Annotated in this window: 18 protein-coding genes; 13 read left to right on the top strand and 5 right to left on the bottom strand. The window is 65.2% G+C overall.

Translation table 11 applies throughout. The features are described 5' to 3' along the window. Window positions 1-99 precede the first annotated feature (99 nt). Entirely contained in the window at window positions 100-1563 is a 1464-nt protein-coding gene (locus FJ974_RS25620; protein WP_140535486.1) for a hypothetical protein, read from the top strand. Between the two features lie 41 nt (window positions 1564-1604). Here FJ974_RS25620 and FJ974_RS25615 read toward each other — a convergent pair whose 3' ends face one another. Then, window positions 1605-2699 carry a glycosyltransferase family 4 protein gene (locus FJ974_RS25615; protein ID WP_140535489.1) on the bottom strand — a complete coding sequence of 365 codons (1095 nt, stop codon included), beginning with the start codon at window positions 2697-2699 and terminating at the stop codon, window positions 1605-1607. After that, on the bottom strand, window positions 2696-4108 hold the full coding sequence (locus tag FJ974_RS25610) for a lipopolysaccharide biosynthesis protein (protein WP_226891396.1): 1413 nt from the start codon (window positions 4106-4108) through the stop codon (window positions 2696-2698). Before FJ974_RS25610 ends, FJ974_RS25615 begins: the two co-directional genes overlap by 4 nt. 241 nt (window positions 4109-4349) lie before the next feature. Here FJ974_RS25610 and FJ974_RS25605 point away from each other — a divergent pair, with 241 nt between their 5' ends. From FJ974_RS25605 to FJ974_RS25595, 3 genes are read left to right on the top strand one after another with little or no spacing between them, the layout of a single operon-like run. Then, window positions 4350-6512, top strand: a complete 2163-nt coding sequence (locus FJ974_RS25605; RefSeq protein WP_140535492.1) for a GumC family protein — start codon at window positions 4350-4352, stop codon at window positions 6510-6512. A gap of 42 nt (window positions 6513-6554) precedes the next feature. Further along, window positions 6555-7631 (top strand): glycoside hydrolase family 5 protein, encoded by a 1077-nt coding sequence (locus FJ974_RS25600; protein WP_226891395.1) that lies wholly within the window; start codon window positions 6555-6557, stop codon window positions 7629-7631. A 60-nt stretch (window positions 7632-7691) separates the two neighbouring features. Next, window positions 7692-9209, top strand: coding sequence for a hypothetical protein (locus FJ974_RS25595; protein WP_140535494.1), 1518 nt, complete (start codon window positions 7692-7694; stop codon window positions 9207-9209). A 56-nt stretch (window positions 9210-9265) separates the two neighbouring features. Here FJ974_RS25595 and FJ974_RS25590 read toward each other — a convergent pair whose 3' ends face one another. Both FJ974_RS25590 and FJ974_RS25585 read right to left on the bottom strand, forming a co-directional pair. Continuing rightward, the gene (locus FJ974_RS25590; protein ID WP_226891392.1) at window positions 9266-10012 is read right to left on the bottom strand and encodes a hypothetical protein; all 747 of its coding nucleotides are present in this window, start codon (window positions 10010-10012) and stop codon (window positions 9266-9268) included. 296 nt (window positions 10013-10308) lie between these two features. Further along, window positions 10309-11346 (bottom strand): LacI family DNA-binding transcriptional regulator, encoded by a 1038-nt coding sequence (locus FJ974_RS25585; RefSeq protein ID WP_140535497.1) that lies wholly within the window; start codon window positions 11344-11346, stop codon window positions 10309-10311. A 111-nt stretch (window positions 11347-11457) separates the two neighbouring features. Between FJ974_RS25585 and FJ974_RS25580 the strand changes: the two genes are divergently transcribed. The 7 genes from FJ974_RS25580 (at window position 11458) to FJ974_RS25550 (ending at window position 20475) form a co-directional block, all read left to right on the top strand. Then, window positions 11458-12549 (top strand): glycoside hydrolase family 105 protein, encoded by a 1092-nt coding sequence (locus FJ974_RS25580; protein WP_140535500.1) that lies wholly within the window; start codon window positions 11458-11460, stop codon window positions 12547-12549. Window position 12550: 1 nt separating this feature from the next. After that, the gene (kduI, locus tag FJ974_RS25575; RefSeq protein WP_140535503.1) at window positions 12551-13387 is read left to right on the top strand and encodes a 5-dehydro-4-deoxy-D-glucuronate isomerase; all 837 of its coding nucleotides are present in this window, start codon (window positions 12551-12553) and stop codon (window positions 13385-13387) included. Further along, complete coding sequence (locus FJ974_RS25570; RefSeq protein ID WP_140535506.1) at window positions 13384-15909, top strand: hypothetical protein; 2526 nt, start codon at window positions 13384-13386, stop codon at window positions 15907-15909. Before kduI ends, FJ974_RS25570 begins: the two co-directional genes overlap by 4 nt. A gap of 116 nt (window positions 15910-16025) precedes the next feature. After that, window positions 16026-17288, top strand: coding sequence for an ABC transporter substrate-binding protein (locus FJ974_RS25565; RefSeq protein ID WP_140535509.1), 1263 nt, complete (start codon window positions 16026-16028; stop codon window positions 17286-17288). Between the two features lie 20 nt (window positions 17289-17308). Beyond that, window positions 17309-18337, top strand: a complete 1029-nt coding sequence (locus tag FJ974_RS25560) for a carbohydrate ABC transporter permease (RefSeq protein ID WP_413468324.1) — start codon at window positions 17309-17311, stop codon at window positions 18335-18337. Further along, window positions 18337-19389, top strand: a complete 1053-nt coding sequence (locus FJ974_RS25555) for a carbohydrate ABC transporter permease (RefSeq protein ID WP_140535511.1) — start codon at window positions 18337-18339, stop codon at window positions 19387-19389. The genes FJ974_RS25560 and FJ974_RS25555 overlap by 1 nt, the downstream gene beginning before the upstream one ends. Before the next feature lie 9 nt (window positions 19390-19398). Further along, on the top strand, window positions 19399-20475 hold the full coding sequence (locus FJ974_RS25550) for an ABC transporter ATP-binding protein (protein ID WP_140535514.1): 1077 nt from the start codon (window positions 19399-19401) through the stop codon (window positions 20473-20475). A gap of 116 nt (window positions 20476-20591) precedes the next feature. Here FJ974_RS25550 and FJ974_RS25545 read toward each other — a convergent pair whose 3' ends face one another. Beyond that, complete coding sequence (locus tag FJ974_RS25545; protein ID WP_140535517.1) at window positions 20592-22088, bottom strand: HAL/PAL/TAL family ammonia-lyase; 1497 nt, start codon at window positions 22086-22088, stop codon at window positions 20592-20594. A 305-nt stretch (window positions 22089-22393) separates the two neighbouring features. On the opposite strand from FJ974_RS25545, the gene FJ974_RS25540 reads away from it, so the two are divergent. Both FJ974_RS25540 and FJ974_RS25535 read left to right on the top strand, forming a co-directional pair. Further along, window positions 22394-24907 (top strand): caspase family protein, encoded by a 2514-nt coding sequence (locus FJ974_RS25540; protein WP_226891390.1) that lies wholly within the window; start codon window positions 22394-22396, stop codon window positions 24905-24907. Window positions 24908-24935: 28 nt separating this feature from the next. Next, entirely contained in the window at window positions 24936-25229 is a 294-nt protein-coding gene (locus FJ974_RS25535; RefSeq protein WP_226891388.1) for a hypothetical protein, read from the top strand. Window positions 25230-25350 lie beyond the last annotated feature (121 nt).

Here is a 25350-nt window from a genome sequence, read left to right as displayed (position 1 = left end):
GGACAAGAAGCGTAACCGCAAGGTAAGTTTTTTCGGCCAAGTCATTTCTCTTTCACGGTCTCAAAATCCGGGCACGAATACAACGCCGACGGGAATGACATGCTGGCGATCGAGGTCATTGTTCCGCAATCCGCGCCCCGGCGCTGGCAGAAGATCGCCATAGAGCGTCTCCAGGCGGAAGGCCACGACGTCGCGGTGAGGCATCAACCCGCAACCGCCGGCTGGCCGGCGGCGGCAACCGCCGCCTTCGCATTCGAGCGGCATCTGTTTCGTCGCGGTGGGCCGCTGCTCAGCGCCATCCTGCCTGAAATCCCGGCATGGCCCGGCAGCCGTCCAGCCGTGCTGCGGGTCGATCTTGCAGGCAATGCGAACGCCTTTGATGTTCCAACCATCGGATTGCTGTTCGACGGTTCCGAATCCGATCTGACAGCGGCAATGACGGTCGCCGCCGGGCGGCTGCCGGTGATCGAGGCAGTTCTCGGCGGCAAGGCCGTGGGCGAGGCAAGGCCGATGGTCGACAAACGCGAATCGGCCGCGCTCGGCACCGAGGATGTTCTGGCCCGCGCCATCACGCTGGTCGTCTCTGTTGTGCGGGCGTTTGCCGAAGGCCGGCTGCCCGGGACGGAACCGACCGCCAAGGTCAAGGGCCGCGCCGGCACGCTGCAGTTCGCTTCGACCTATCTTGCCAGCGCGCTGCCGCGGCTCGGACGGGAGGCAATCCGGCGTGTCCGCTTTCGCCACGCGCATTGGCGGATCGGCTACCGCTTTACCGATGCGCCGGGGGTCGCGGCGACCGGCCGTCTTGGCAGCGGCTGGTCGGTTTTGCCCGACTCCGGCGATCATTTTTATGCCGATCCCTTTGCTTTCGAATGGCAGGGCCGCTTGTTCCTGTTCGTAGAGGACTATCCTCACGCTACCGGCAAGGCGGTCATTTCCGTGGTTCCATTCGACGCCGGCGGCAATCCCGAGAAACCGCGGGTGGTGCTGGAGGAGCCTCATCATCTTTCCTACCCGCAAGTGTTCGAGCGCGACGGCGTGATCTGGATGCTGCCGGAGGCAAGCGCCAGCGGCAGGCTGACGCTTTACCGCGCCGCAAGCTTTCCGGATCGCTGGATCGCTGAGACCGTGCTGATCGAGGGCGAGATTTCCGATGCGACGCTGCTCGACCACAACGGACTGCTTTGGCTGTTCGCCACGAATCGCGACGGCCATGGCAGCACCTCCGACACGCTGGTGGTCTTCAGTGCCCCGACGCTTGCCGGCCCCTGGAAGCCGCATCGTATGAACCCGGTGCTGATCGACCGGCGCATGGCTCGGCCGGGCGGCGCTTTCATTCGCGACGATCAGGGCCGCATCCTCCTGCCGGTCCAGGATGGGACGCTGGGTTACGGCGGTGGCTTGGGTCTTTCCGAGCTTCTGGAGCTCAACCAGGACACCGTGCGCATCTCGGAGCCGCAGCCGATCGCCACCGATGGCGACTGGCCGTATCCGCAAATCCACACCCTCAACCGATCGGGCAGGCTTGAAGTGATCGACGGAATAGCGGCGGTGCGAAAGCGATAGAACATGTCTCCCGAAAGCGTGCGGCGGTTTCGGGAGACATGCTAGGCTATCAGTAACGCCTCGTAGGCCGCGCACATCCTTGCCGGCGAATACTTTTCCTTGAGCCGCCGCCCAGCCGCCGAAAGTCTGGCCCTGAGTTCCGGTGCGGCGACCATGGCGGCAAGCCCCTTGGCCATGCCGGTGGCGTCGGGCTCGACGAACAGCGCCGCCGGCTCCCCATCCTCGGCGGTCAACACCTCACGCAATACCGCAAGATCGCTCGCCACGATCGGCAAGCCGGAGATTGCCGCTTCGACGCAGGCCATGCCGAAGGTCTCGCTGGTGGATGGGAACGCGTAGATGTCACCTGCGGCCAGGAATTCGAAAATGCGCGCCGGAGGGACTTCGCCGACCAGGTGCAGCCGCTCAGCCATGCCCCGGCTTTCGGCGAGGGTCAAAAGCGTGTCCCGTTCCGGCCCGGCGCCGGCCAGGCCCAGGTGAAGATCCGGCAGCAATTCCAATGCGCCGACGAGCGCGATCTGGTTCTTGAAGCGCGTCAGGCGGCCTGACGAGACGGCGAGCCATGCGTTCTGCGGCAAGCCGAACGACGCACGCGCTGTTGCCTTGTCGAATTCCTCGCCTGGCGTGGGCACACCGTGATCGATGCGGCGGATGCGCCGCCGATAGGCCAGCGGATAGCCCTCGAACTGTGCCTCAGTCCAGCCGGAATTGACGACATTTGCCTGGTAAAGGCCGACCACGCCCATCAGCTTGTCGATCCGGGAGAGAAGACCCATGACGCCTTTGCCGTGCGGGGCGCCGCTCTGGTTGGCGACGATATGCCCGACACCCGCCAGCCTGGCGCCGATCGTGCCGAAGAGGTTGCCGTAATGCTGGTAGGTGATGACGGCATCGGGCCTGGCCCGGCGCAGATAGGCCGCGAGGCCGATGATTGCGCGGATCTGCCCGGGCAGCCCTTTTGGCCGGTCGGTGAGGACGAAATCCGCATAAGCGTCGCCATCATAGGCTTCCGTCTTGCGGTACATGAAAACGGTGCGCACGTCGTGGCCGCGGGCGCGTAATCCTTCGCCCACCATGTCGGAAATACGCTGGGCGCCGGCGGCTTCCGCCTGTGTCTGGACCTGGACGATTCTCACGTCCGGCCTCTCAACAGCGCGCGCGGAAAGAGCATCGCGCTGCCCAGCGGGAAACCGAGGATCGACGGGTTTATGCCAATTCTTTGCCGCGCGATCGACACCCCTATGGCGCTCCAGGCAATGACCGTCACGGCGATGCTGAGCGCCGCGCCGATCGGCCCCAGCCAATAGGTCGCCACCGCCGTCACGCAAAGCCCCGCCATGTTGACGACGACCAGCACCTTGAACAGCGCATGCTGCAGACCGGTCAGCTGCAAGAGGATCTCGATCGGCCCGCAGGCGGTGCCGAAGGTTGCGCCGATGGCGAAGATGACCAGCGTTGCCCGCATGGTGGGCGTGGCATAGGCCGGGTTGAAAACCGAAAGAATGAAGTCGCCGAAAATCCAGAATGCCGCCAGCACGCAGAGCGCGATGGCGAAGCTGCTCAGCGCGGCGAGGCTGGTGATGCGCTGCACATGCGCCCTGTCGCCGCTGTAGAAGGCGGCTGAAATCTGCGGTGCCAGCGCCTGATTGATGCCGTTGAGCGCCAGCACCACGAAGCGCGTGGTGCGGTCGGCCACGAAGATCGCGCCGGCCGCCTCGGGTCCGAGGATCAGGGCGACGAGCAGCGTGCTGACCTGGCCGAGCGCCGGCGGCAGCGAGGTGACGCCCCAAAGGCCAAGCGTGACAGTCTTGAATTCCCTCTTTTGCTGTTCCGTAAGCGGGCCTCGCTCGGCGCGCCCGGTGTCGCGCAGCAGAAGCACCGTTTGCGGCACCACGGAAAGGATGAGCAGCAACGCCGTCAGATAGGTCGCCGCAACCGCGCCGATCTCGACATGCACGAAATGCAGGACCAGAACAGCAGCAATCGTCAAGGCTCGCCAGATGATGTCGCGCGGCAACAGCCCCGATATCAGCGCGTTCTTAGCCCGGAATGCGCCGGAGGTGAACTCCGACCAGCCGAGCGAGAACGACAGCACCGCTGCCGCCAGGCAGAGCGAAAACCATTCCGGTGTGCCTCTGCCGATGAACGGCAAAAACCCGACCAGCAGGATGAGCAGGCTCGAGCCGACAAGCCCGGCCAGCGCCACGAGAATGGCGCGGGCCATCAGGCCGTGCGCCGAGTTGAGGTCGCCAAGACCGGCATATTGCGGCCAGAACCTCAGCACCGTGCTCTGCTGGCCCACCGAGGCGAAGAAGGAGACCAGGCTGGCGCCGGCATAGGTGGCGCTATAGAGGCCGAACTCCCTTCCATCCATCACCATGGCCACCGCCACGAACATCAGGAAGGAAAGGCCTGCGCTGGCAAGCTTGATGACGCCGGCCACCGCGCCGCTCCTGGCAAGCGCCGCAATCGACATGCGCATGTCGATTGCAGGTTTGGCCCGCCCGGCCAAGCCAGCGTCGCGGTTGCCTGTCGTGTCGTCCAACCTTACCTCCTGAGACGACTGGCCGTGGCCACCCCTTGACCCCACGCGCCGTCGCTCAAAACCCAACCCTGAATAGAGCAAAAGCTGGCATTCGCGCCAGAGCGAACGCCGGGCATGGTTACCGGCGCGGCGCTCGCGCATGCCATTGTCGCGACAGCAGTCTTAACGGATGGCTAACGATACTCCTTAATAATGCGGAGAGGAGTGAGGTCGTGAGGCCGCGGCACTCAAAGAGGAAATGATGACGCCAGCCAGGTTCGACGAGCGCACTCTTCCGCCGCTGTTCGACATAGGAGCCGTCTGGGCGATCCTGTGGGCGCGGCGCGTGATGGTGGCAGCCATCGCCGGCGCCGCCTTGCTGCTGGCGCTCGCCTATCTGGCTGTGGCGACGCCGAGCTACACCGCCACGGCATCGATATTGATCGACCCGCGTGATTCGCACGCAACCAACTTCAACAATGTGCTTCCAGGAATCGGATCCGACAGCGCCGCCATTGCCAGCCAGGTCTTCGTCATCCAGTCGCAGGACCTGCTGGGCAGCGTGTTCGACAATCAGGGGCTCGCAAACGATCCCGAATTCGCCAGCCGTGGGCTCGTGTCGCGCCTGCTATCGCTGGTTGGCTCGGGGGCAAGCCCGTCGCGGGATTCGATCCTCAAGCGCTTTCAGAGCCATGTAACGGTCGAACGTGAAGGGCTCACCTATGTCATCAGCGTCAGCTTCACGTCCCAGTCGCCGGAAAAGGCCGCGCGCATCGCCAACGCCATCGTCGACCGCTACAGCGCGTCTCTCGCCGGAGAAAGGGAAACCGCCAACAGCGACGTGAATTCGCTGCTCACGGACAGGATCAAAAGCCTTCAGAAGGACGTCAGCGACGCCGAGCGCGCCGTCCAGGACTTCAAGTCGCAGCACCAGATCGTCGACCCGACCGACGGCGGCACCTTGCAGTCCCAGCTCGACCAGCTCACCGCGCAATTGATCACGGCTCAAAGCGATGCCGATCAGGCAAAGGACAGGTACAACCAGGCGCTGGCGGCGGGCACTTCGCCGGCCGGTCTCGCCAGGCTGTCGGAAATCCTGTCGTCCAACTCCGCCATCAAGTTGCGTGACGACTATAACCAGCGTACGGCCGAGCTTGCCAATTTCGAGGCCATGTACGGCCCCCGCCATCCGGCCATCGGCCGGATTCGCTCCGAGCTCGACCGGATGCAGCGGCTGATGGCGGCGGAAGCCGAGCGGATAAGACAGCAGCTGAAGGCGAGCTACGATCTCGCCGCGCAGAATGTCGCCAAGCTGCAGGCCAAGCTCGATGCCCTGCGCAAGCAGTCCAACACCTCGAACCTGGCCCAGGTCCAGCTGCGGCAATTGGACTCCAAGGCGCAGGCCGCCCGCGCGGTGCTCGACGACTACCTTAAGCGCGCGCAGGAAACGTCGCAGATGCAGGGCGTCCAGACCTCCGAGGCGAAGAAGATCAGCAAGGCTTCCGCCCCGACGCAGCCGACATGGCCGAAGCCGGCCTTGCTTTTGCCGGTGAGCGCCGTTCTGGGCCTGATGGCCGGCTGCGGCCTCGCTTTGGCGCTCGGGCCGATCCGTCGGCCTGAAGACGATCCGCAGGATCCGCAAGAGGCCGTTCCGGCGATCGAACCCAAAAAGGACGTTGCCCCCGCACCGTCCCGGCCGGTGCCGGTGCCTGCCAATTTCGGCGAATACCGTCTGCCGGGCGTCGCCGGCGGCGGCGCGCAGGCAACCATCAAGGCGATGCGGAGGTCGCTGTTCCAGGCCGGTAATGAGGGATTGTCGCGCGACGTCCTGAAGCTGATGCGCCAGATGATCTCGCGCCTCGACGACCACCCCAAACCGTTCGTGATCCTGGTGTCCTCCGTACGCGCCAGCGTCGAAGCGAGGCTTGCGGGCACCATGGTCGGGATCGGCCTGCAGCGGGCCGGCCAGAAGGTGCTGATGGTCGAAATTGACGGCCAGCCGCTCCGCCCGGTCGGAAGCGGAACCGGATTGTTCACCGACAGCGTAAGCGGCCTGCAGACGGTGATATGCGGCCCCGCCGTTCAAAATGCCCCGGGACTGCTCGACCGCCATTCCTTGCGCGGCGTTCTCGCCGAGGTCGGCAGTGCGTTCGAATTCGTGCTCGTCATGGTCCCGCCCTTGAGCGAAAACGGCTGGAACCCGGAGCTTTTCGCCAATGCCGACCTGGCGCTGTTCCCGCTCAGCCCGGCGGAATCGGTGTCCGACACCGCCGCATTGCTGGAGAAGCATTTTGGCGCCGGCCAGATTGGGCGCAGCGCCACGCTTGTGATAGGGCCGGACGTGGCGCAGCCGGCCGGACGCAGGACCGACGACATCGCGCCGGAGCTTCGCGATCGGCGCCGCGGCTCCGTCGCAGGGGGCTGATCCGTGCGGGCGCCTTCGCCGATCATGTCGCGGCGACAGGCGATGGCTGTCGGCGGAGCTCTCCTCGCCAGCGCTCCCTTCGCCGCCTCGGCCACGACGCCTGCCGCGACTATTCGCCCCGTTCCGACGCGCGGCTTCAACCTTCCGGGCTGGTTCGACCAGGAAGACGGGATTGCGCCCTCACGGGCGACGCTGGAGAAGCTTCGCCGGACGGGGTTCGAAACGATCCGCCTGCCGGTCAACGGCGATCTCGTCGCAACCGGAGACCCGGTGGCGCTGCGCCGCATTCATGACGGGGTCGCGGACCTTGTCGGCCAAGGTTTTGCCGTTCTCGTCGACATGCACCCTTCGGGGGACCTCCACACGGTCTTCAAAAGCGATCCCGCCGCCGCGGCCGACCGGGTGGTGCAGGCCTGGACCGCGCTCAGCGCCGTCATCGCCGAATTGCCGGCAAGCTCGGTCTACCCGGAATTGTTGAACGAGCCGCCAATGGACCAGGCGGCGTGGCTGGCGCTGCGGGACAAGCTTGCCGGGACGCTGCGCGCCCGCTGCCGGGACCACACGCTGGTCTGGGGCCCGGCGCGATTTCAGGGCATCTGGGAAATAGCCGACGCGCCGCCTCTGGCCGACGACAACCAGATCGCGGCTATCCACTATTACGCGCCCATGGCGTTCACCCATCAATGCGAGAACTGGGATGCATCGCCGCTCGGCCGTATCGCGGACCTGCCTTTTCCAGCGACGAAGGACGCGCCGGCGGTCCGCAACCTTGTCTCGAAACTGCGGTCGGCGGGCGACCAGGAAGCCGCCGGCCTTGTCGAGCAGGAACTGTCGGAACCATGGACGGAGGCGCGGATCGCCCAGGATTTTGCCGAGCTTGGACGCTGGTCGGCGAGCCATGGCTGCCTGGTCATGCTGAACGAATTCGGCGTGCTCAATTTCTGCGTCGACGGCGACAGTCGCGCGTCATGGGTCCGCGCCGTGCGCATGGCCGCCGAAGCCAACAAAATCGGCTGGGCCTATTGGGAACTCGACCAGGGTTTCGGCTTCATCCGCAGCAGGCAGGCCACCGACGGGTTCGATCGTTCGATGGTCGCGGCCCTGTTGGGAGACGGCTGACATGAGCGCGAGATATCCTGTCTGTGCGTTGGCCGGCCCTGGAATCAGGATGGGCTGGCAGTGAGCGTTGCAGGGACGCCCCTCGGTTTGCCCGCGCGCGGCCTGTCGGCGGCAAGCGCCGAAGCGCTGTTGCATGTCTGCACGGCGCTTATCGTCGTTACCCTGTCGGTTTCGGCCTTCGCGGTCTGGACGTCTTTCGGCATAGCCGCGACGTTCCTGCTGACGCTGATCATGGCCAACGCCATGCCGGCCGGCATTCCGGTCATGATCATCTGCGCCTTCCTCTACCAGAACCTCGTGGTTGCCTGGTTCACGCCTTACATTCCTAACAACGACACGTTCGACGCGCTGCGCGGCACCAACTTCATCATCCTGATGTCTGCCTACGGCATCTTCTTCGTGGCCTCGTTTCAACACCGCGTGCGCGCGCTCACGGAACTGCGTTTCTGGCTGCTTCTCAGCGTCGTGCTGTGCGCAACGATCTGTTTCTATTTCGCGCTGGGCGTCGTGCATGGGGGGCCAAAGGATGCCGTTGTCTATTTCCGCAATACGATAACCCCGCTTGCCTGCTTCCATATCGCGCTGCTTGCCGCCGGCCTCTATCCCGTGGACCTGCGCAAAAGCATGTTGTGGCTCGGCGCCGGTGCCGTTGTCTATGGCTACGTCGAATTGATCTTCACCATGGACTTCCTCGGCCTCTTCCACGGCGACCTCTACATCGAGCGCAGCATCGCGCGGCAGATCGAGACCGGCGTGTGGGAGCAGGCACTCAAGGAAACCGGCTTCGTCTTTCGCGGGCTGCAGGACGTGATGACGACGACCTTCTTCAACACGCCCTTCTTCAACGACATCTTGCCGAGCGTCTTTCGCATCGGCGGCCCGAACTTTCATCCGATCAGCTATGCTTATGCGCTCGGCATCATCTCGGCCTGGCTGCTGTTCAGGGGGCGGTGGGTGCTGCCCGTTGCGGCCCTGCCGCTGCTGCTCGTCATCGGCTCCAAGGGCGCGACATTCATGCTGCTCGTCGCCATTGCCGTGCGCATCATCTACACGCCCTCCCGCGCCGGTCTGACGGTGATGGTCGCCCTGGTCCTGGCTTTGGTGTGGACCATCGCCGCGATTGGCTATGGCGTGACCCATGGCGACTACCACGTCCTTGGCCTGATCGCCGGCATGCGCGATTTCCTGGCCAACCCGCTCGGCCAGGGCCTCGGTCTCGGCGGCAATCTGTCGAGCACGAGCCTCAACCTCAACTGGTCGAACGCGCAGGCGGAGGGCGCTGCCTCCGTCCCGGTCGAGAGCGCGGTCGGCGTCATGCTTTACCAGATGGGGGTCGGCAGCCTCGTTTTCTTCGGCTTCCTGGCGGCGCTTGCTGCGACGGCGCGGCGGCAGCTGATCGAGACCGGCGATCCGGACTTCCTGTTCGCCTTCGTCGGCATCGTCACCATCTCGGCCAATGCCGTGCTGCAGGAAGAGGCGTTTTATTCGCCTCTGGCGCTGGGCTTCTGCCTGCTGCTTGTCGGCGTGACGCTCGGAACCCGCTGGCGGGAAGCGGCAGCGGCAAGATCGCAAGGCTGACCCGCCGCGTCGCTGCGGCGGCGTGATGGCGAGGGCAGGGACAGATACCGCTTCGTTCAGGGGCCGAATACCACCAATTCAGTGAATGTGAGGTCTCCCGCCGCGGGCGGTTTCGGGCCTTTGAAATATTTCAGCCCTTTTCGCGGGAAGTAGCGGCCGAACAGGCCGGGAACCGGCTCCATGGCATCGACCAGGCAGAGCAGGATTCCGCGTCGCAGCAGGAAGCGGCCCAGCGTGCCGGCGCACTGGCTCAACTCTGCCAGAGAACGGCAGTAGACGACCTGGCCGCAGGGCACGAGGCCGTGCAGGATCCGGCGCGGCATCAGCACGAAGGGAAACGCTTGGCCGTCGCCGACGCAAATCAGTGACAGGCAGCCCAGCGCCGCGTGCTCGGACAGGATGTATCTGTCCTTGTCGGACAGCATCGCCATTTCGGCCGGATCGGCGCCGACATCGAGCAGGCGCCAGGACGGTCGTGCCGTGTTCATTGCCGGCAGGAAAGCGACTTGTCCATTGGAGAACAGGCGAAAACCCACCGCCTTGTTGGCATTCAACGTCGCGGGCGCCGGCGAGATGTTGGTGAAGGTGACGCCCCGTTGCCGGATGACCGCCCAGATCAGCTTCATGGCGTAGGGGCGAAATTCGGCGTCGACGGACCAGCTTGAAAGATTACAGCGAACTTCCTCGCCATCCTGCCCCTGGTAACGCGCATAGAGGGTGAGCAGCACGCCGACGATCCGGCCGGCCTTCTCCAGGGCTATGCCATAGCGCGGAAAATCGCCGACGGCGGGGCGCTGCGACATGCGGGACAGCGCGTGCAGCCAATAACTTCGCCGGCGCTCGGGAAACCCGCGGGACAGGCAATCGGCAACGCTCTCCCAATCATCTTCCTGAATTGGTCGGCAGTGAAGGTCGGGGGGAAAGGCGCCAAGCCCGGCCATTGTAAAACCCGGTAATACTGACAGTCTTGTTCAATACTTCCCCCGTCAGCAAGACTACGGCCCAACCATTAACGAACCCTCATGGTTTTGGAAAAGATTTGCCGCGTCTGCTCTCGGTATCGACCAGGGGCCGACCGAACATCTGTGCCGGTTCGAGACTATTCCGGCGGCTTTGCCGTCGATCGGCGCTCGACCAGCCTGCACGCCAGTTCGACGCGCCGCGGCGGCATCGAGAAGCCGCCGAGATCGTCCAAAAGCAGGTTGAGGGCGGCGGCGCCGATCTCGCGCATCGGAATGTGCATGGTGGTCAGCGGCGGATTATGGAAGGCCGCCTGCGGCAGGTCGTCCATGCCCATCACCGAGACATCGTCGGGCACCTTGTAGCCCAGCCGTTCGAGGCCTATTGCCGCGCCGACGGCAAGGCTGTCGCCCGCCGTCAGGATGGCGGTGAAATCAAGTCCGAACCTGGCGATGCGCTGTTCGATCGCCTCGGCGCCGAGCTCGGGCAGCCAATCCTCGACATGGACAGCCAGTGCCTCCAGGCCGGCGATGCCGTGTTGGCGCATGGCGTCCTGCCAGCCTTCGAAGCGGCGTTCGATGGTGCGGCGGCCGCGCCGCATCAGGAACAGGATGCGCCGGTGGCCGAGGCGGATCAGATACTCGGTCGCCATGCGCGCGGCCGAACGGTTGCACGGCGTCACGCTTGAAAGCCGCATCGACGGGTCGTCGCCGTTGACCAGCACGATCGGTTTGCCGAACGACGTCGCCAGCGTCAGCATCTCCTCGTCATCGAGCGTCAGGAACAGGCAGCCGGCGACCTCGTCATTGTCGCGCGCCTCTTCCAGCACGCGGATTTCCTCGGCGCCGCTGGCGATCGGCCGGGTCAGGATCTCGACGCCGAGCGACTGCGCCCGCGCATTGAGCCCTTCCAGCACATAGAAGGTGAACTGGTTGCGCACATAGTCGACCATGGCGACGCTGCTGGCCGCCAGGATCACCTTGCGGTCTGCGATCGACGCCGGCAGGGCATAGTTCAGGGTCTTCGCCGCTTCCAGGAGCTGCGCGCGCAGCTCGCTGCGCACGCCCTTGCCGCCGGCCAGCGCCCGCGAGGCGGTGCTGATCGAGACATTGCAGTGGCGGGCGAGGTCCTCGAGCCGCACCCGCCGGCTCGGCTTGTCGCGTTTGCGTTCTGGCATGCGATGCCCTCCATGAACGCCGATACTGCAAAAAGTTTTCAGATTGCGCAAATTTTCATTTCGTGAAAAACGAAACGACAACGATGAAAAAGCGCCACGGGAGGAGCGACTGTGTCACCGGCCGGTGAAACGCTGCGTCAGCGTCTGAATCTGCTTGTCGCGGGCATCACCGGATTGCGCCATTCCGGCCGGTTCGACGAGCCCAATCTCGACGGCACGGCGGGCGACTACATCAGCTTCGATGCCTGGGAATGGCCGCAAGGCGTCGGCCTTTATGGCCTGGTGCGCCTATGGCAGCACACGCGCGACGACAAATTGCGGCAGATCGTCGAGGACTGGTATGCCGGCCACCTCGCCAGCGGCCTGCCGGCGCTCAACATCAACACCACGGCGCCGATGCTGGCGCTTTCGGTGCTGTGGAAGGAAACGCGCGAGGAACGCTGGCGCGTCGTGCTCGACGACTGGGCCGGCCGTCTCATCGCCGAGGCGCCGCGCACCTTCGGCGGCGCCTTCCAGCATGACGTCTCCGACCGTATCAATGACCATGAATTATGGGACGACACGCTGTTCATGGCAGCGCTCTTCCTGGCCAGCTATGGCGAGGCGGCGGGCCGGCGCGACCTGGTCGATGAGGCCGAGAAGCAATTCCTCGTCCATGCCCATTACCTCGCCGACCGCGAGACCGGCCTGTGGTTCCATGGCTGGACTTTCGATGGCTGGCACAATTTCGCCAAGGCGCGCTGGGCCCGCGGCAATGCCTGGATCACCGTCGGCATCCTCGATTTGATCGAGCTTGCCGAGATTTCGGCGCCGGTCCGCGATTTCCTGCTTGCCGTGCTGACGAGCCAGGTCGAGGCGATCTTAAAGCTGCAGGCGCCGTCCGGCGCCTGGCGGACCTTGCTCGACGATGTTTCGTCCTATGAGGAGATTTCGGCCACCGCCGGTTTCGGCTACGGCCTGCTTAAGGCCTCGCGACTTGGCCTCGGCCCGGGCGGCTGCCGCCGCGCCGGCCTCAAGGCGCTGCAGGCGGTGCTTGGCAACATCGGCGACGACGGAACTGTCGCAAACGTGTCCTATGGAACGCGCATGGGCCACGACCTGCAGTTCTACCGCGATATTCCGATCCAGCCCACCGGCTATGGCCAGGCGCTCGCCATGCTGTGCCTGGTCGAGGGCCTGCATCATGCCGACGAATTGGAGTAGCATGACGATGCGTCAGATCTATGGGACAGGCCCCCGCGATCTCGCCGGCTACGACACCGCCCGGCTGCGCGCGGAATTCCTGATCGAGGGATTGTTCCGTCCTGGCGAGCTCGATTTCGCCTACACGCATATCGATCGCATGATCGTAGGCGGCGCATGCCCGACCGGTATGCCGCTGCGCTTCGGTGGCGGCGAGGATGTCGGCACCGAATTCTTCCTTTCCGCCCGCGAGATGGGCATCGCCAATCTCGGCGGCGCGGGCCGGATCACGGTCGACGGCCAGTCATTCGCGCTCGCCAACCGCGACGTGCTCTATGTCGGCCGCGGCGGCCGTGACATCATGCTGGAGAGCGAGGATGCGCAGAAGCCGGCCTGGTTCTACATCAATTCCGTGCCCGCCGGCGCGGACATCCCGCACCGGCTGATCACCAGGGCGGAAGCCAAGCCGCTTGATCTCGGCGAGGACAGGCGGGCCAACAAGCGCACCTTGCGCATGTATATCCATCCCGAGGTGGCACCGTCCTGCCTGCTGTTGATGGGCATCACCGATCTGGCGCCGGGCAGCATCTGGAACACCATGCCGCCGCATCTGCATGAGCGGCGCATGGAGGCCTATCTCTATTTCGACCTCGCCGCGGCCGACCGTGTCGTGCATCTGATGGGCCGGCCCGACCAGACCCGGCATTTGATGGTCGCCAATGGCGACCTGGTGCTGTCGCCGGCCTGGTCGATCCATATGGGTGCCGGGACCGGCCCCTATGCCTTCGTCTGGGGCATGACCGGCGAGAACCAGGCTTATAACGATGTCAATCCGGTGGCGGTGGCGGAGCTCAGATGACCGAAGCGGCGCGCATCCGGCAAACCCGAGACCTCCTGCGCCGGCCGCTCGCGGCAGGCAATCCGCTGGTCTATTGGCAGCTCGGCCGTACCGTCGAGCAGCGCTACGACGTGCCCGACCAGCCGATGCAGGGCGAGATGGATCCGTTCTTCTTTCTCACCAAGCACAAGAATTTCATCCCGCACGAATATCCCTGCCGCACCATTTTCGGCAAGGAAAGGCGCGGCAAGCGCCCTGAACCGATCGAAAATTTCGAAGCCCATCGCAACTGGCTGCCGTTCGGCGCGCCGCGCATTGACCTATCCGGTTTCTGGTTCCGCCCGACGACGCTTGGCACCTGGGCGCGCACGGTGCTGGTCGCCGCCCATCCCGGCAAGGCGAGGCTGCGGCTCGGCACCTGTGGCGGCGCGGTGCTGTTCGTCAACGGCGCCGAGATCGGCTGGATGGCGGATTATGTGCGCAACCTGGAGGCTCGCCGCGAATTCGAAGTCGATCTCAGCGCCGGCGAGAACGAGGTCATGATCTGGTTCGACGATCTGGCGGAGCGCGATGCCCGCTATTTCTTCCAGCTCGACTATCTCGAAGGACCTGCAGTCGAACAGGCGCTGCCTGTTGCCGTCGATGGCGCGCTTGCCGGCGCGGTCGAGGCGACGCTGGACGACATGTGGTCCGAGAAGCCGGCCTACAGGTCCAGCGAAGTGGCGCTGACTTCCGCGGCGCCCCTGCCGGTAGCGGCTGACGTCTCGGTGAAGATCGCAGGCGACTTCATGTCGTCGCAAAGCCTCGACCGGCACACGCGCCTGGAAGCGGGCGCGACGAGGCTGCCGATCGCCGAAACCGAGGCGCTGCCGGCGGATTTCCGTCATTTCGAGGTGACTCTCGATGTCGGCGGCTTCGCCGCCTCACGCGTCTTCGGCGTCGAAATCTGCCATGCGGAAAGACAGGGCGAGGCGCCCGCCGACCTCGACGCCCGCATCGCCGAGGCGCTGGACGAGGTGTCCGACCATGCCGAGGCCGACACGGTGAGGGCGCTGGCGCGGCTGGCTTCGGGTCGGGCCGGAGCGCAAACCGACGCCATGATCCTCGCCATGCTGCCGGCGATCGAGGATTGCCACGACTGCGCCGATTTCATCCTGGTGCCGCTGCTCTGGTGCCGGCGGGTCTACGGCGAGGCGATAGCGGCGGAAGTGATATTGCGCATCGATCAGGCCATCCTCGGCTATCGCTACTGGATGGATGAGCCGGGCAACGACGTGCAGTGGTATTTCTCGGAAAACCACGCGCTGCTGTTCCACACCGCCGCCTATCTGGCCGGCCATCTGCTGCCACAAGCCCGCTTCGTCCGTTCCGGCCGCGGCGGCGCCGAGCAGTCCCGCATCGGGTTGGGGCGGGTGCGCGCCTGGCTCGACCATTTCGAGCAATGGGAGATGGCCGAGTTCAACTCGGCGCCATATTTCCCGATCGACCTCAAGGGCCTGACCGCGCTGATGGCGCTGGCGCCCGATGCCGACGTGCGCGTCCGGGCCCGCTCGGCAATAGTCAGGCTGATCGAGATCGTCGCCCGCTCGGCCCATCACGGCATCCTCACCGGTGCGCAGGGTCGCTCCTACGAGCATACGTTGCGCGCCGCCTCGTCGCTGGAATTGTCCGGCATTGCCCGGATGCTGTGGGGCACGGGCAATTACGGCTGCCGCTTCCACGCGCTGCCGCAGCTGGCGCTCTGCCTGCGCGACCATGGACTGGAATTGCCGGCGGAATTCCAGACGATCGCCGACAGCCGTGGCGACGGCGCGCAGGAATGGTGTTTCGCGCAAGGCCAGGACCGCATCGCCAAGCTCTACCATTACAAGACCGGTGACTACGCCATCGGCAGTGCCGCGCACTACCGCTGGAACGAATGGGGCTATCAGGAGACGGTGCTGCATCTGCGCCTGGGCCGCAATCCGGATGCGCAAGTATGGATCAACCATCCCGGCGAAGTCATTCATTCCGGCTATGGGCGGCCTTCCTACTGGGGCGGCTCCGGCACGCTGCCGCGCCTGCACCACTATCGCGGCCTCGCCGTCCTGTTGTTCGACTGCTCGCCGGAACAGCCCGGCTTCACCCATGCCTGGTTTCCGCAAGCCGCATTCGACGACAGCCGGGTCGACGGCGGCCTGGCCACGGCGCGGGCCGGGGCGGGGCTGGTGCTGCTGAAGGGCAGCGGACCATTCGAACTGGTCGCGCATGGCCCGACGGCCGGCAACGAATTGCGGCTTGCCGGCCGCAAGGCGACATGGATCGTGCGGCTGGGCGGCACCGAAAGCCATGGCGACATCGATCAATTTACCGGTCGCTTCGCCGGGCTGGCTGTCGCGGCGGACAGCGACGGCACGCTGCGCATCGACGATGCTGAGTACGGCGCCGTCGTCTTCCATGCCGATGGCCGCGTCGAGGCCGAGGGCCGCCTGATCGATCCGGCTGCGTGGACTGTCAGGGGGGAGGCAAAGCATCTGCCGGAGGGGCCTATCGAAAGGCATTAGCAGACAAAGACATTTGGCAGATGAAAACATTGGCAGGCCTGGCCGTGACGATCCGACAAGAGATCGCCGGCCGCGACAATCAACCGGACGGATGACCGTCCATCGTGGAGGAAACGATGACCAGAACCAAACTGCTCTTGGCAGCTCTTCTCTCAACGCTGCTGACCACGACGGCCTTCGCCGGCGACGTCCGCATCATGTGGTATTCCGACGGCGTCGAGGGCGAGGTGCTGAAGGACCTGATCGACAGGTTCATGAAGGAAAATCCCGACGTCAAGGTGACGATCGACAACGTCTCCTACGCCAACATCCAGGAGCAGCTGCCGGTGCAGCTTGCGGCCGGCAACGGACCGGACATCGCCCGCGTCACCAACCTCAAGGCGCAGGCGCAGCATTGGCTCGACCTGACGCCCTACATCAAGGACCCGAAATACTGGCAGGACAATTACGGCGACCAGGCCGACTGGATGCGGGCGGACGGCTCGAAGGTCATCACCGGCTTCATGACGCAGATCACCCTGACCGGCGGCTTCGCCAACAAGACTTTGTTCGACCAGGCCGGCGTGCCGATCCCCGACGCCAAGGCGACCTGGGACGACTGGGCGGCGGCGGCAAAGAAGGTCGCCGACAGCCAGAAGGTCCCTTACGCGCTGGCGCTTGACCGTTCCGGCCATCGGCTCACCGGGCCGAACCTTTCCTATGGCGCCAACTACATCGGCGCCGACGGCATGCCGGCGCCGGTCGACCAGGGGTCGAAGGACTTCATCTCGCGCTTCGTTGGCTGGAACTCCAATGGCACGGCCGAGAAGGATGTCTGGGTGTCGGCCGCCGGCACCACCTATCGCGCCGCCGCCGACGATTTCATCAACGGCCAGCTGGTCTACTACTATTCCGGCTCATGGCAGGTGCCCAACTTCGCCACCAAGATCGGCGACAATTTCGACTGGGTGGCGACAGGCAGTCCTTGCGGCACGGCCGCCTGCACCGGCATGCCCGGCGGCGCCGGCCTGGTGGCGGTGAAATACACCAAGAACCCCAAGGATGTCGGCCGCGTTATGGATTACCTGGCCAGCGAGCCGATCGCCAAGGAATTCGCCGAACGCACGCTGTTCCTGCCGTCGAACAAGGCCGTCATCGCCAAGGGCCTCGACTTCAAGTCGGATAACGCGCAGGTCAAGGCGGCGCTCAACGCTTTCGTCGCGGCGTCCACCACGACGTCGCCGGCGGCGCTGAAGCTGCCGGGCTGGAAATGGTCCGACGCCTATTACAGCGCGCTGGTCGGCCGTGTCGGCCAGGCAGTCGCCGGCGAGCTTTCCCTCGATGAGGCCTATAAACGCATCGACCAGGACGTCGCCGACAAGGTGAAGCAGGCGCAGTAGCGCTGAGGCGGAGAAAAGCCTTGGCTGCTGAGATGCCCGCAACCGCGTCGCCAACGCTCGCCGGCGCGCTGTTCGTGCCGGTGCGGCTTGCCATGGGCGTCGTCGACGCGCCGCTGCGCGCGCTACAGAAGGCCACCGGCCTGACCGGAATGGCAAGCTTCTTCCTGCTGCCGAATATGGCGATCTTCTCGATCTTCGTGCTGTTGCCGCTGGTCATCAACTTCGTCTACTCGATGACCGGCGGCACCGCGATCTTCCTCGACGGCCGCTCCTTCGTCGGTGGCGAGCAGTACCAGCGGCTTTTGACTTGCGCCAGCTACCTCGATCCGAACAGCTGCGTCGAGGACAAGTTCTGGATCGCGGTGCGCAACACCGGCGTCTTCGTCGTCGTCCAGGTGCCGCTGCTCCTGGTCGTGGCGCTGACCACGGCGCTGGTGCTCAACCGCGACATGCGCGGGCGCAGTTTCTGGCGCGCCGTCTTCTTCTTCCCGGTGCTGTTGTCGCCCGTCGTCACCGGCCTGATCTGGCGCTGGATCCTGCAGCGGCAGGGCCTGCTCAACCTGCTGCTCTTCGAGACGGCGGGCGCCGACCCTCACACCTGGCTGACCGACCGCTTCTGGGCCTTCGTCGCCGCCGTCGGCGTTTCGATCTGGGCGCATGTCGGCTTCTATGCGCTGATCCTGCTGGCCGGCCTGCAGGCGATCCCGCGCGATATCTACGAGGCGGCCGAGATGGACGGCACGCGGCCGGCGCGCGTCTTCTGGCGCATCACGCTGCCGCTGCTGATGCCCAACCTCCTGGTCGTGCTGGTGCTGGCGCTGATCCGCTCCGTCCAGGTCTTCGACGAGGTCTATGTACTGACCGGCGGCGGCCCGGGCACGTCCACCCTCTACATGATCCAGTATATTTTCGAGACCGGCTTCGCCTCGCAATTGCGCAATCCCGGCCTTGCCGCCGCCGCCTCCATCCTGATGGGCGTCGTGCTGGTCGTGCTGACGCTGATGCAGCTTGCCGCTTCGCGCTCCAGCGAGAAAAGGGGAAAGCGCTGATGGCTACGGTCTCCGCCTTTCTTCTGCGGCGGCGCGGCGGCGCAGGCTGGCACTGGACCGACGTCGTCACCTGGGTCTGGCTGATCGGCGGCGTCATCCTGATGTTCGGTCCCGCCGTGTGGCTGACCCTGTCGTCGTTCAAGACGCCCGCGGCCCTGGCCGAGTTTCCGCCGTCATTGTTGCCCTATGTCACCCAACAGGTGATGGTCGAGGGTCACGACAAGCCGCTGCCGCTGTTCACCGTGACGCTGCCGGACGGCTCTACGAAGGCTCTGGCCGAGGTCCGCCGCATCGGCCTCGTCGCCCAGATGATCGATCCGGCCGACCCCAAGACCATCGTCAAGGTCGATATCGCCAAGCGGGCGCCGCTGCAGAAAATCGCCTTCGCCGCCTCCAATTACACCGAGCCGTTCATCCACTTCGACTTCCTGCGCTATCTGTGGAACTCGGTGTTCGTCACCACCATGGCGACGCTGATCACGCTGGTGGTCAATTCGATGGCGGCGTTTGCGCTGTCGAAATACCAGTTCCGCGGCCAGTCGATGATCATGATGCTGATCCTCGCCACGCTGATGGTGCCGCTCGGGGTCATCATGGTGCCGCTCTATTCGATCATCAGCGCGCTCGGGCTGGTCAACAATCTGTGGGGCGTCATCCTGCCCACCGTGGCGACGCCGACCGGCGTGTTCCTGCTCAGGCAATATATGCTCACCATTCCCGACGAGCTGATCGACGCCGCCCGTATGGACAAGGCCTCGGAGTGGCAGATCTACTGGCGTATCGTGCTGCCGCTGGCGGCGCCCGCGCTCGCCGTGCTCGGCATCTTCTCGGTGGTGTGGCGCTGGAACGACTTCCTCTGGCCGCTGATCGCGCTCAGCCGCAAGGAGCTTTACACGCTGCAGGTCGGCCTCAACATCTATTCGGGCGAGCTCAACGTGCAGTGGCATTTCATCCTCGCCATGACCGTGGTGACGATGATCCCGGTGGTGCTGGTGTTCGTCTTCCTGCAGCGTTTCATCACCGCCGGCATCGCCGGCACCGGCCTGAAATAGGAGAGCGGCTTGAGCCGGATCGTCCTCAACAATCTCTGCAAGTCCTACGGCAAGGTCGATGTGCTGAAGGACATCGATCTCGACATCGTCGATGGCGAGCTGATGGTTTTCGTCGGGCCGTCCGGCTGCGGCAAGTCGACCTTGCTGCGCCAGATCGCCGGGCTCGACCGGCCGACCTCGGGCGAGATTCGCATCGACGGCAGGCTGGTCAACACGGTGCCGGCGGCCGACCGCGGCCTGGCCATGGTGTTCCAGTCCTACGCGCTCTATCCGCATATGAGCGTGCGCCAGAACCTCGCCTTCGGCCTCGAGAACGCCAGGATGCCGCGCGCCGAGATAGACAAGCGCATCGCCGAGGCGGCGCGCATGCTGGAGATCGGCGCCCTGCTGGAGCGGCGCCCCGGCCAGTTGTCCGGCGGCCAGCGCCAGCGCGTCGCCATCGGCCGCGCCATCGTCCGCAACCCGACCGCCTTCCTGCTCGACGAGCCGCTGTCCAACCTCGACGCGGAATTGCGCATCTCGACGCGCGCCGAACTGGCAGCGCTGCATGCGCGGCTTGGCGTCACCATGGTCTATGTCACCCACGACCAGGTCGAGGCGATGACGCTGGCGCACCGCATCGTCGTGCTGCGGTCTGGCCGCATCGAGCAGGTCGGCAGCCCGCTCGATCTCTACAACAAGCCGGCGAACCGTTTTGTCGCCGGCTTCATCGGCGCGCCGCGCATGAATTTTCTCGCCGTCACCGGAGGCGCGACAGGCGAGGCGGGATTGACACTGGCCGGCGGGCACCGGCTGGGGATCGACATACCCGAGACCTCGGCCAGGGCCGGTCAGCAATTGACGCTCGGCATCCGTCCGCAGCACATCAAATTGGGCGCCGCCGGCGACGGCGCGATCCCGGCGAAAGTCACCCTGGTCGAGGCGCTCGGCTCCGAAACCATCGTCCATACCGTCGCCGAGGGCGACCAGCGCCTGCTGCTGACGCTGGAAGGCCAACAAGCCATCGCCGCCGGCGACACGGTGTCCCTCGTGTTCGATCCCGGCCAGGCTCACCTGTTCGACGAGGCCGGCAGCCGGATCAACTGACGCCGCCAAGATGCTGCGCGGCGAAGGCCAGAACCCGCGCCCGCATGGCGGTGCATTCCACCGTCGACAGATAGCATGAACCGTCCCGCAGCGACGAATGGCGAACAGGCGCTGGCTTAAAGCCGCGGCCCCGCCACCATGCGCGCAATCCGGGTCATGTCCGTGCTCATTTCGCGGTCGTCGTCGAGCGGTTCGACAAGCGCGCGCACGGCGGCATAGCTGCGTTGCGGCCCTTCGCCCATGCTGTCGACGACGCCGCGCAACTCCACCCCCGTCGCCGCGAAGATCAGCTCCATCGCGACGAGGTAGCGCAGCCGCTCGATGATCGCGGCGGTCTTGGCAACCACCCGCGGCGCCATCGACGACTGGTCCTCGATGCCGTCCGAAACGGCCAGCGGGCTGAGCGACATCGGATTGGCCAGATGCCGGATCTCGGCTTCCAGTGCCGCAAGCGGTTTCTGCAACTCCGCATAGCCCTGGCGGCTGCCGCCCCTGGCCGACAGGAAACGCGGCAGTCCCGCCACCGTCGGCGACATCAGCTTCATCGAGCGGTTTGCGCTGCCGACCGCGCAATGGGCGAGCGCCTGGCCGAGCTGTTCCCAGGCCAGCGCCAGCGCCGTGAGGTCGAAATTGCCGTTCGAGACGACCCGTCCGGCCGCCGCCAGGATCACCGGGTTGTCGCCCGAATGGGCAAGCTCAATCTCCGTCGCCATCTTGGCCTGGTCGAACGCATGAAGCAGACCGCCCATCACCTGCGGCGCGCAGCGATAGCTGAGCGGATCCTGGAGGCGGCGCGCCGAGTTTTCCTTCCACAATCCACTTCCTGCGAGCTCCGCCCTCAGCCGGGCGCCGATCTCGCATTGGCCGAAGGCCGGCCGCGCCGACAGAGCATCTTCATCGATGGCATGGAGGGAAGAGCGGAACGCTTCGTAATTAAGGGCAATCGCGGCCAGCGACCAGTCGATCAGGCAGGCGACGTCCTCGAGGCACAAACAAGCCGTTCCGGTCGTAAGGCTGTTGGCGACGATGATGGCGTGGCCATCCTTCTCGCGCAGGTCGAGCGGCTCGAGCCCGGCAAGCCGGAGCGCCTCGGCGGACGGCATGATCCGGCCCTGGAATTCAGCCTCGCCATCGCCGCGCAGCGCCCGCGCCAGATGGCCGAGAGGCGCAAGGTCCGCCGCCCCGATCGATCCCCAACTGGGGATCACCGGATGTACGCCGGCATTCAGCGCCGCAACCAGGCCCATCACCACGCCTTCGGAGGTGCCGGTGCCGCCGGCAACCATGCCCGAGATGCGCGCGGCCATCAGCGCCCGCACCGCCTCCGTCGGCAGCGCCGGACCCGCGCCCATGCTGTGGCTGAGCGGCACGCTGTGCTGGAAGGCGATCAGGTCGGCTTCGGCGAGCGGAGTGTCCACGCACGCGCCAAGGCCGGTGGTGACACCGTAGAGCGGCTTGCCGAGCTGGGTCAGGTGCTCGATGACGGCGCGGCTGACGCGGATGCGGCGCAAGGCCTCCTCGCCGAGCACGAGGCGGGCATTGCGCCGCGCGATCTCGGCGACATCCGCCGTGCCGAGCGATTTGGCGTCGAGGACGATTACCCTGGCTGTCATGTCCCTGCATCTATCCGATGATGGATGTCCTGGAAATGTGCCTCCAGCCGCAGGTCGAAGGCACAGCGCATCCGGTCAGGCACCGTTGATCATTGCGGCGCCTTTGGCTCTGGAGTATTTTAGAACCTGATTGGATGAGGGGCATGGCCGCCGTCGTTATGCATTTGCCCTGCTCTTGTCTCGGCAGACTGTGAACTCTTTAACAGACCTCGGCGTCGCAAGCTGCGTTCTTGTGGCCGTCAGGTCATAGCAGTTAAGGATTTGCCATGCTGCGATGCTGCGTGTTCCTTGCAGCCTTGATCCTCGTGAGCCTCACGACGTTCGAGGCTCGCGCCGATCGAAGGGTCGCCTTTGTGATCGGCAATTCCGACTATCGCGAATTCCCGGTGCTGAAGAATCCCGACAAGGATGCCGCGGACGTGGCGACCACGTTCAAGGCGGCCGGGTTCGAGGTGTTCGTCGCCAGGGATCTTACCAAACTGCAATTCGAGAAGCAGTTCCGCAATTATCTTGCGGCGGCCGACGGCGCCGACCTGGCGGTCGTCTATTATTCGGGCCACGGCTTTCAGATCGGCGGCGAGAATTTCCTGATCCCAGTCGACGCCTCGCTAAAAGGTGCGGCCGACATCGAGGTCCAGGCAGTCAAGCTCGATGACGTGCTCGAGCAGCTGCGCTCGAAATCGAAGATACAGGTGATCATCCTCGACGCCTGCCGCAACAATCCGTTTCCGCGCAAGGACTATTGGCTGAAGGACCAGCTGATCACGGCCGGCAACACGGGCGGTCTTGCGCAGGTCAAAAGCTCGCTGAACACGCTGATTGCCTTCGCCACCGAGCCGGGAGCGGTCGCCTATGACGGCGCCGGCGACGCCAGCCCGTTCTCATCCGCTTTTTCCCGCCGCGCGCTGGCGCCGAACCAGGAGATCCGTACCGTCATGTCCGCGGTGCGCCGCGACGTCGTCCAGGCCACCGATGGCAAGCAGGTTCCCTGGGAGAATTCCTCGCTGATCGATGACGTGGTGCTAATGCGCCGCGACAGCCGGCCCTCGCTGCCGCCGGTGCTGGAGAAAGTCGTGCCGTCGGGCGTCGGTCCCGTGGCGCTCGATCTGCCGGAACCGGTCGACGTCGGTGGCGGGGCAATCACCATAAGCGTCGAAAGGCCGCCGGCGCTCGGGCGCCTGATGCTCGACGGCAAGCCTGTCGAAGTGGGTGAGCCGATCGAGGGCAAGGACCTGCCGCGCCTGAAGATGGACGTGCCCAAGGGGGCTGGCGCGCAGGAAGAAGTCGACATGCTGGCCTATGCCGCCCGTGACGACTGGGGCGGCGAATCCCAGGGCATCATGGTGTTCCGCGTCAAGAGCGGCCAGGGCGCCGAGGGCGAAAAGATCGTCGCCTCGCTCGAAGCCGAGCAGAAGCAACAGGTGCTGGAGCGCGGCATCCACATCACCGGCGCCGCCGAGGCGATCGAGAACCGCGACATCAGCGTCCCGGTCGGCGTCGGCCCGGTGCCGCTGAAGCTCGATTTCCCGACCAAGGATCCCGCCGTCAGCCTGAAGCTCGCGAGCTATCCGGCGACGGGAACGCTGTCGCTGCCGGACCGGACGCTGTCGCCGGACTCGAGCCTGATGGCCGACGAAGTCGACCATCTGCGCTACGAACCCCAGATAGGCGCCGTCAAGCCACTGATAGTCGGCTTCGAAATCAGGGCCGACAACGCGTCGTCCAAGCCGGCGACGATGAAGCTGTCGCCAAGCGTCGAGCCCTGCGACAGGGAGGCCGGCGAGCCTCTCGACTTGCAAGGCGTTGTGCCAGGCCTGCTGCCGAACGAAATCAGCAGCAACGCCGTGGACGTCTGCCGGGCGGCGGTGAAGGCCTATCCGGACGTCGCCCGCTTTCGCTACCAGCTCGGTCGGGCGCTGCTCGCGGTCGGCAAGGTCGAGGAGGCGAAGAAGGCGATCCAGGAGGCTGCCGACAAGGGGCACGTCCGTGCCGTCTTTGAGCTCGGCTACCTCAACGCGACGGGAACGGGAATGCCCGTCAACCGCAAGCAGGCCAACACCTTCTACGCGGCGGCGTCCGACAAGGGCGATCCCTACGGGATGACGTCATGGGGCCGTGCCTTGTTCAACGGCTACGGCGTCGAGCGCGACACCGGCAAGGGGTTGGACCTGCTGCTCAAGGCGGCGGCGATGGGGCACACCTATGCCATGAACGATCTTGCCGCGATCTTCACCGAGGGCCGCAACGGCGTGCCCGCCGATCCTGCTCGCGCCGTTGCCTTTCTGAAGGCGGGCGTCGAGCGGCAGGACATGTACTCGATGAACCTTCTCGGTCGCAATTATCTCAGCGGCCAGGGCGTCGAAAAGGATCCGAAGCAGTCGGTAGCGCTCTTCCAGAAGGCTATCGACCTCGGCCAGCCCTACGCCCCGGCCAGTCTTGGGCGCATGTATCGCGACGGCGTCGGCGTCGAGCAGAACCTCGATGAAGCGCAAAGGCTGTTCGAACTGGCGACAGCGCGCGGCGACCAATCCGGCGCGTATGACCGCGCGGCCATGGAGATGCAGAAGGGCGACAAGGCCGATCGGGCCGCAGCCGTGCGTTATCTCGCCTTGGCGGCCGCGCTCGATCTGCGCAACGAACTGCCGGATGCACGCAGCACGCTGGCAAAATTCGGAGCGACGGCGAAAACGGCGGCGCTGAAGCAGCTGCGCGGCGAGCTCAAGTCGAAAATTCCGTCGGGCGGTTCGGTGGACGACCAACTGGTCAAGACGGCCAGGGCGGTCTGGGAGCAAGCCAATCCGCGTCGCGACGTGTTTTGATAGCTGGGAGACAATGGTGGGCAGGGCAATGAAACAAGCGATCATCGCGATAGTTCTATCCGGCGCCGTGGCGGGACTGGCGGGCTGCACGTCCGTGATGCCCAAGCCTGAGCCGACAGTGACGACGACGAAGCCGCCACCAAAGGCGGTCCGCACAACCACCAAGCCGAAGATCGTGAAGCGGAAAACCGTGGCCGCCCAAGACGTGGTCAAACCAGTGCAGCAAACCACGCCTGTCATTGCCCCCTTAGGTGGTAGTGGTAGCGGTGGTGGTGGCGGCGGTGGCGGCGGTGGCGGTGGCGGCGGTGGCTGGGGAGGCTGATTGGAGCCTCGGCCCCAGCGATGTATAGGGGGCCACTAAGCTGATCTCGCGTTGCGTCCGGGTTTGTCCCCGATCCTTCACCTTGCTCACAATTGCTGGAGCCCGCTATGCTCCAGTCTCA

It is taken from the genome of Mesorhizobium sp. B1-1-8 (assembly GCF_006442795.2).
GTDB lineage: Bacteria > Pseudomonadota > Alphaproteobacteria > Rhizobiales > Rhizobiaceae > Mesorhizobium.
This window is presented reverse-complemented; position numbering and strand designations above follow the sequence as displayed.

Coding starts and splice junctions, on each gene's coding strand:
- FJ974_RS25565 (WP_140535509.1), top strand. CDS start 16,026: ATGACCAGAACCAAACTGCTCTTGGCAGCTCTTCTCTCAACGCTGCTG.
- FJ974_RS25620 (WP_140535486.1), top strand. CDS start 100: ATGCTGGCGATCGAGGTCATTGTTCCGCAATCCGCGCCCCGGCGCTGG.
- FJ974_RS25605 (WP_140535492.1), top strand. CDS start 4,350: ATGACGCCAGCCAGGTTCGACGAGCGCACTCTTCCGCCGCTGTTCGAC.
- FJ974_RS25535 (WP_226891388.1), top strand. CDS start 24,936: ATGAAACAAGCGATCATCGCGATAGTTCTATCCGGCGCCGTGGCGGGA.
- kduI (WP_140535503.1), top strand. CDS start 12,551: ATGACGATGCGTCAGATCTATGGGACAGGCCCCCGCGATCTCGCCGGC.
- FJ974_RS25590 (WP_226891392.1), bottom strand. CDS start 10,012: ATGTCGCAGCGCCCCGCCGTCGGCGATTTTCCGCGCTATGGCATAGCC.
- FJ974_RS25600 (WP_226891395.1), top strand. CDS start 6,555: ATGGCTGTCGGCGGAGCTCTCCTCGCCAGCGCTCCCTTCGCCGCCTCG.
- FJ974_RS25570 (WP_140535506.1), top strand. CDS start 13,384: ATGACCGAAGCGGCGCGCATCCGGCAAACCCGAGACCTCCTGCGCCGG.
- FJ974_RS25585 (WP_140535497.1), bottom strand. CDS start 11,346: ATGCCAGAACGCAAACGCGACAAGCCGAGCCGGCGGGTGCGGCTCGAG.
- FJ974_RS25555 (WP_140535511.1), top strand. CDS start 18,337: ATGGCTACGGTCTCCGCCTTTCTTCTGCGGCGGCGCGGCGGCGCAGGC.
- FJ974_RS25545 (WP_140535517.1), bottom strand. CDS start 22,088: ATGACAGCCAGGGTAATCGTCCTCGACGCCAAATCGCTCGGCACGGCG.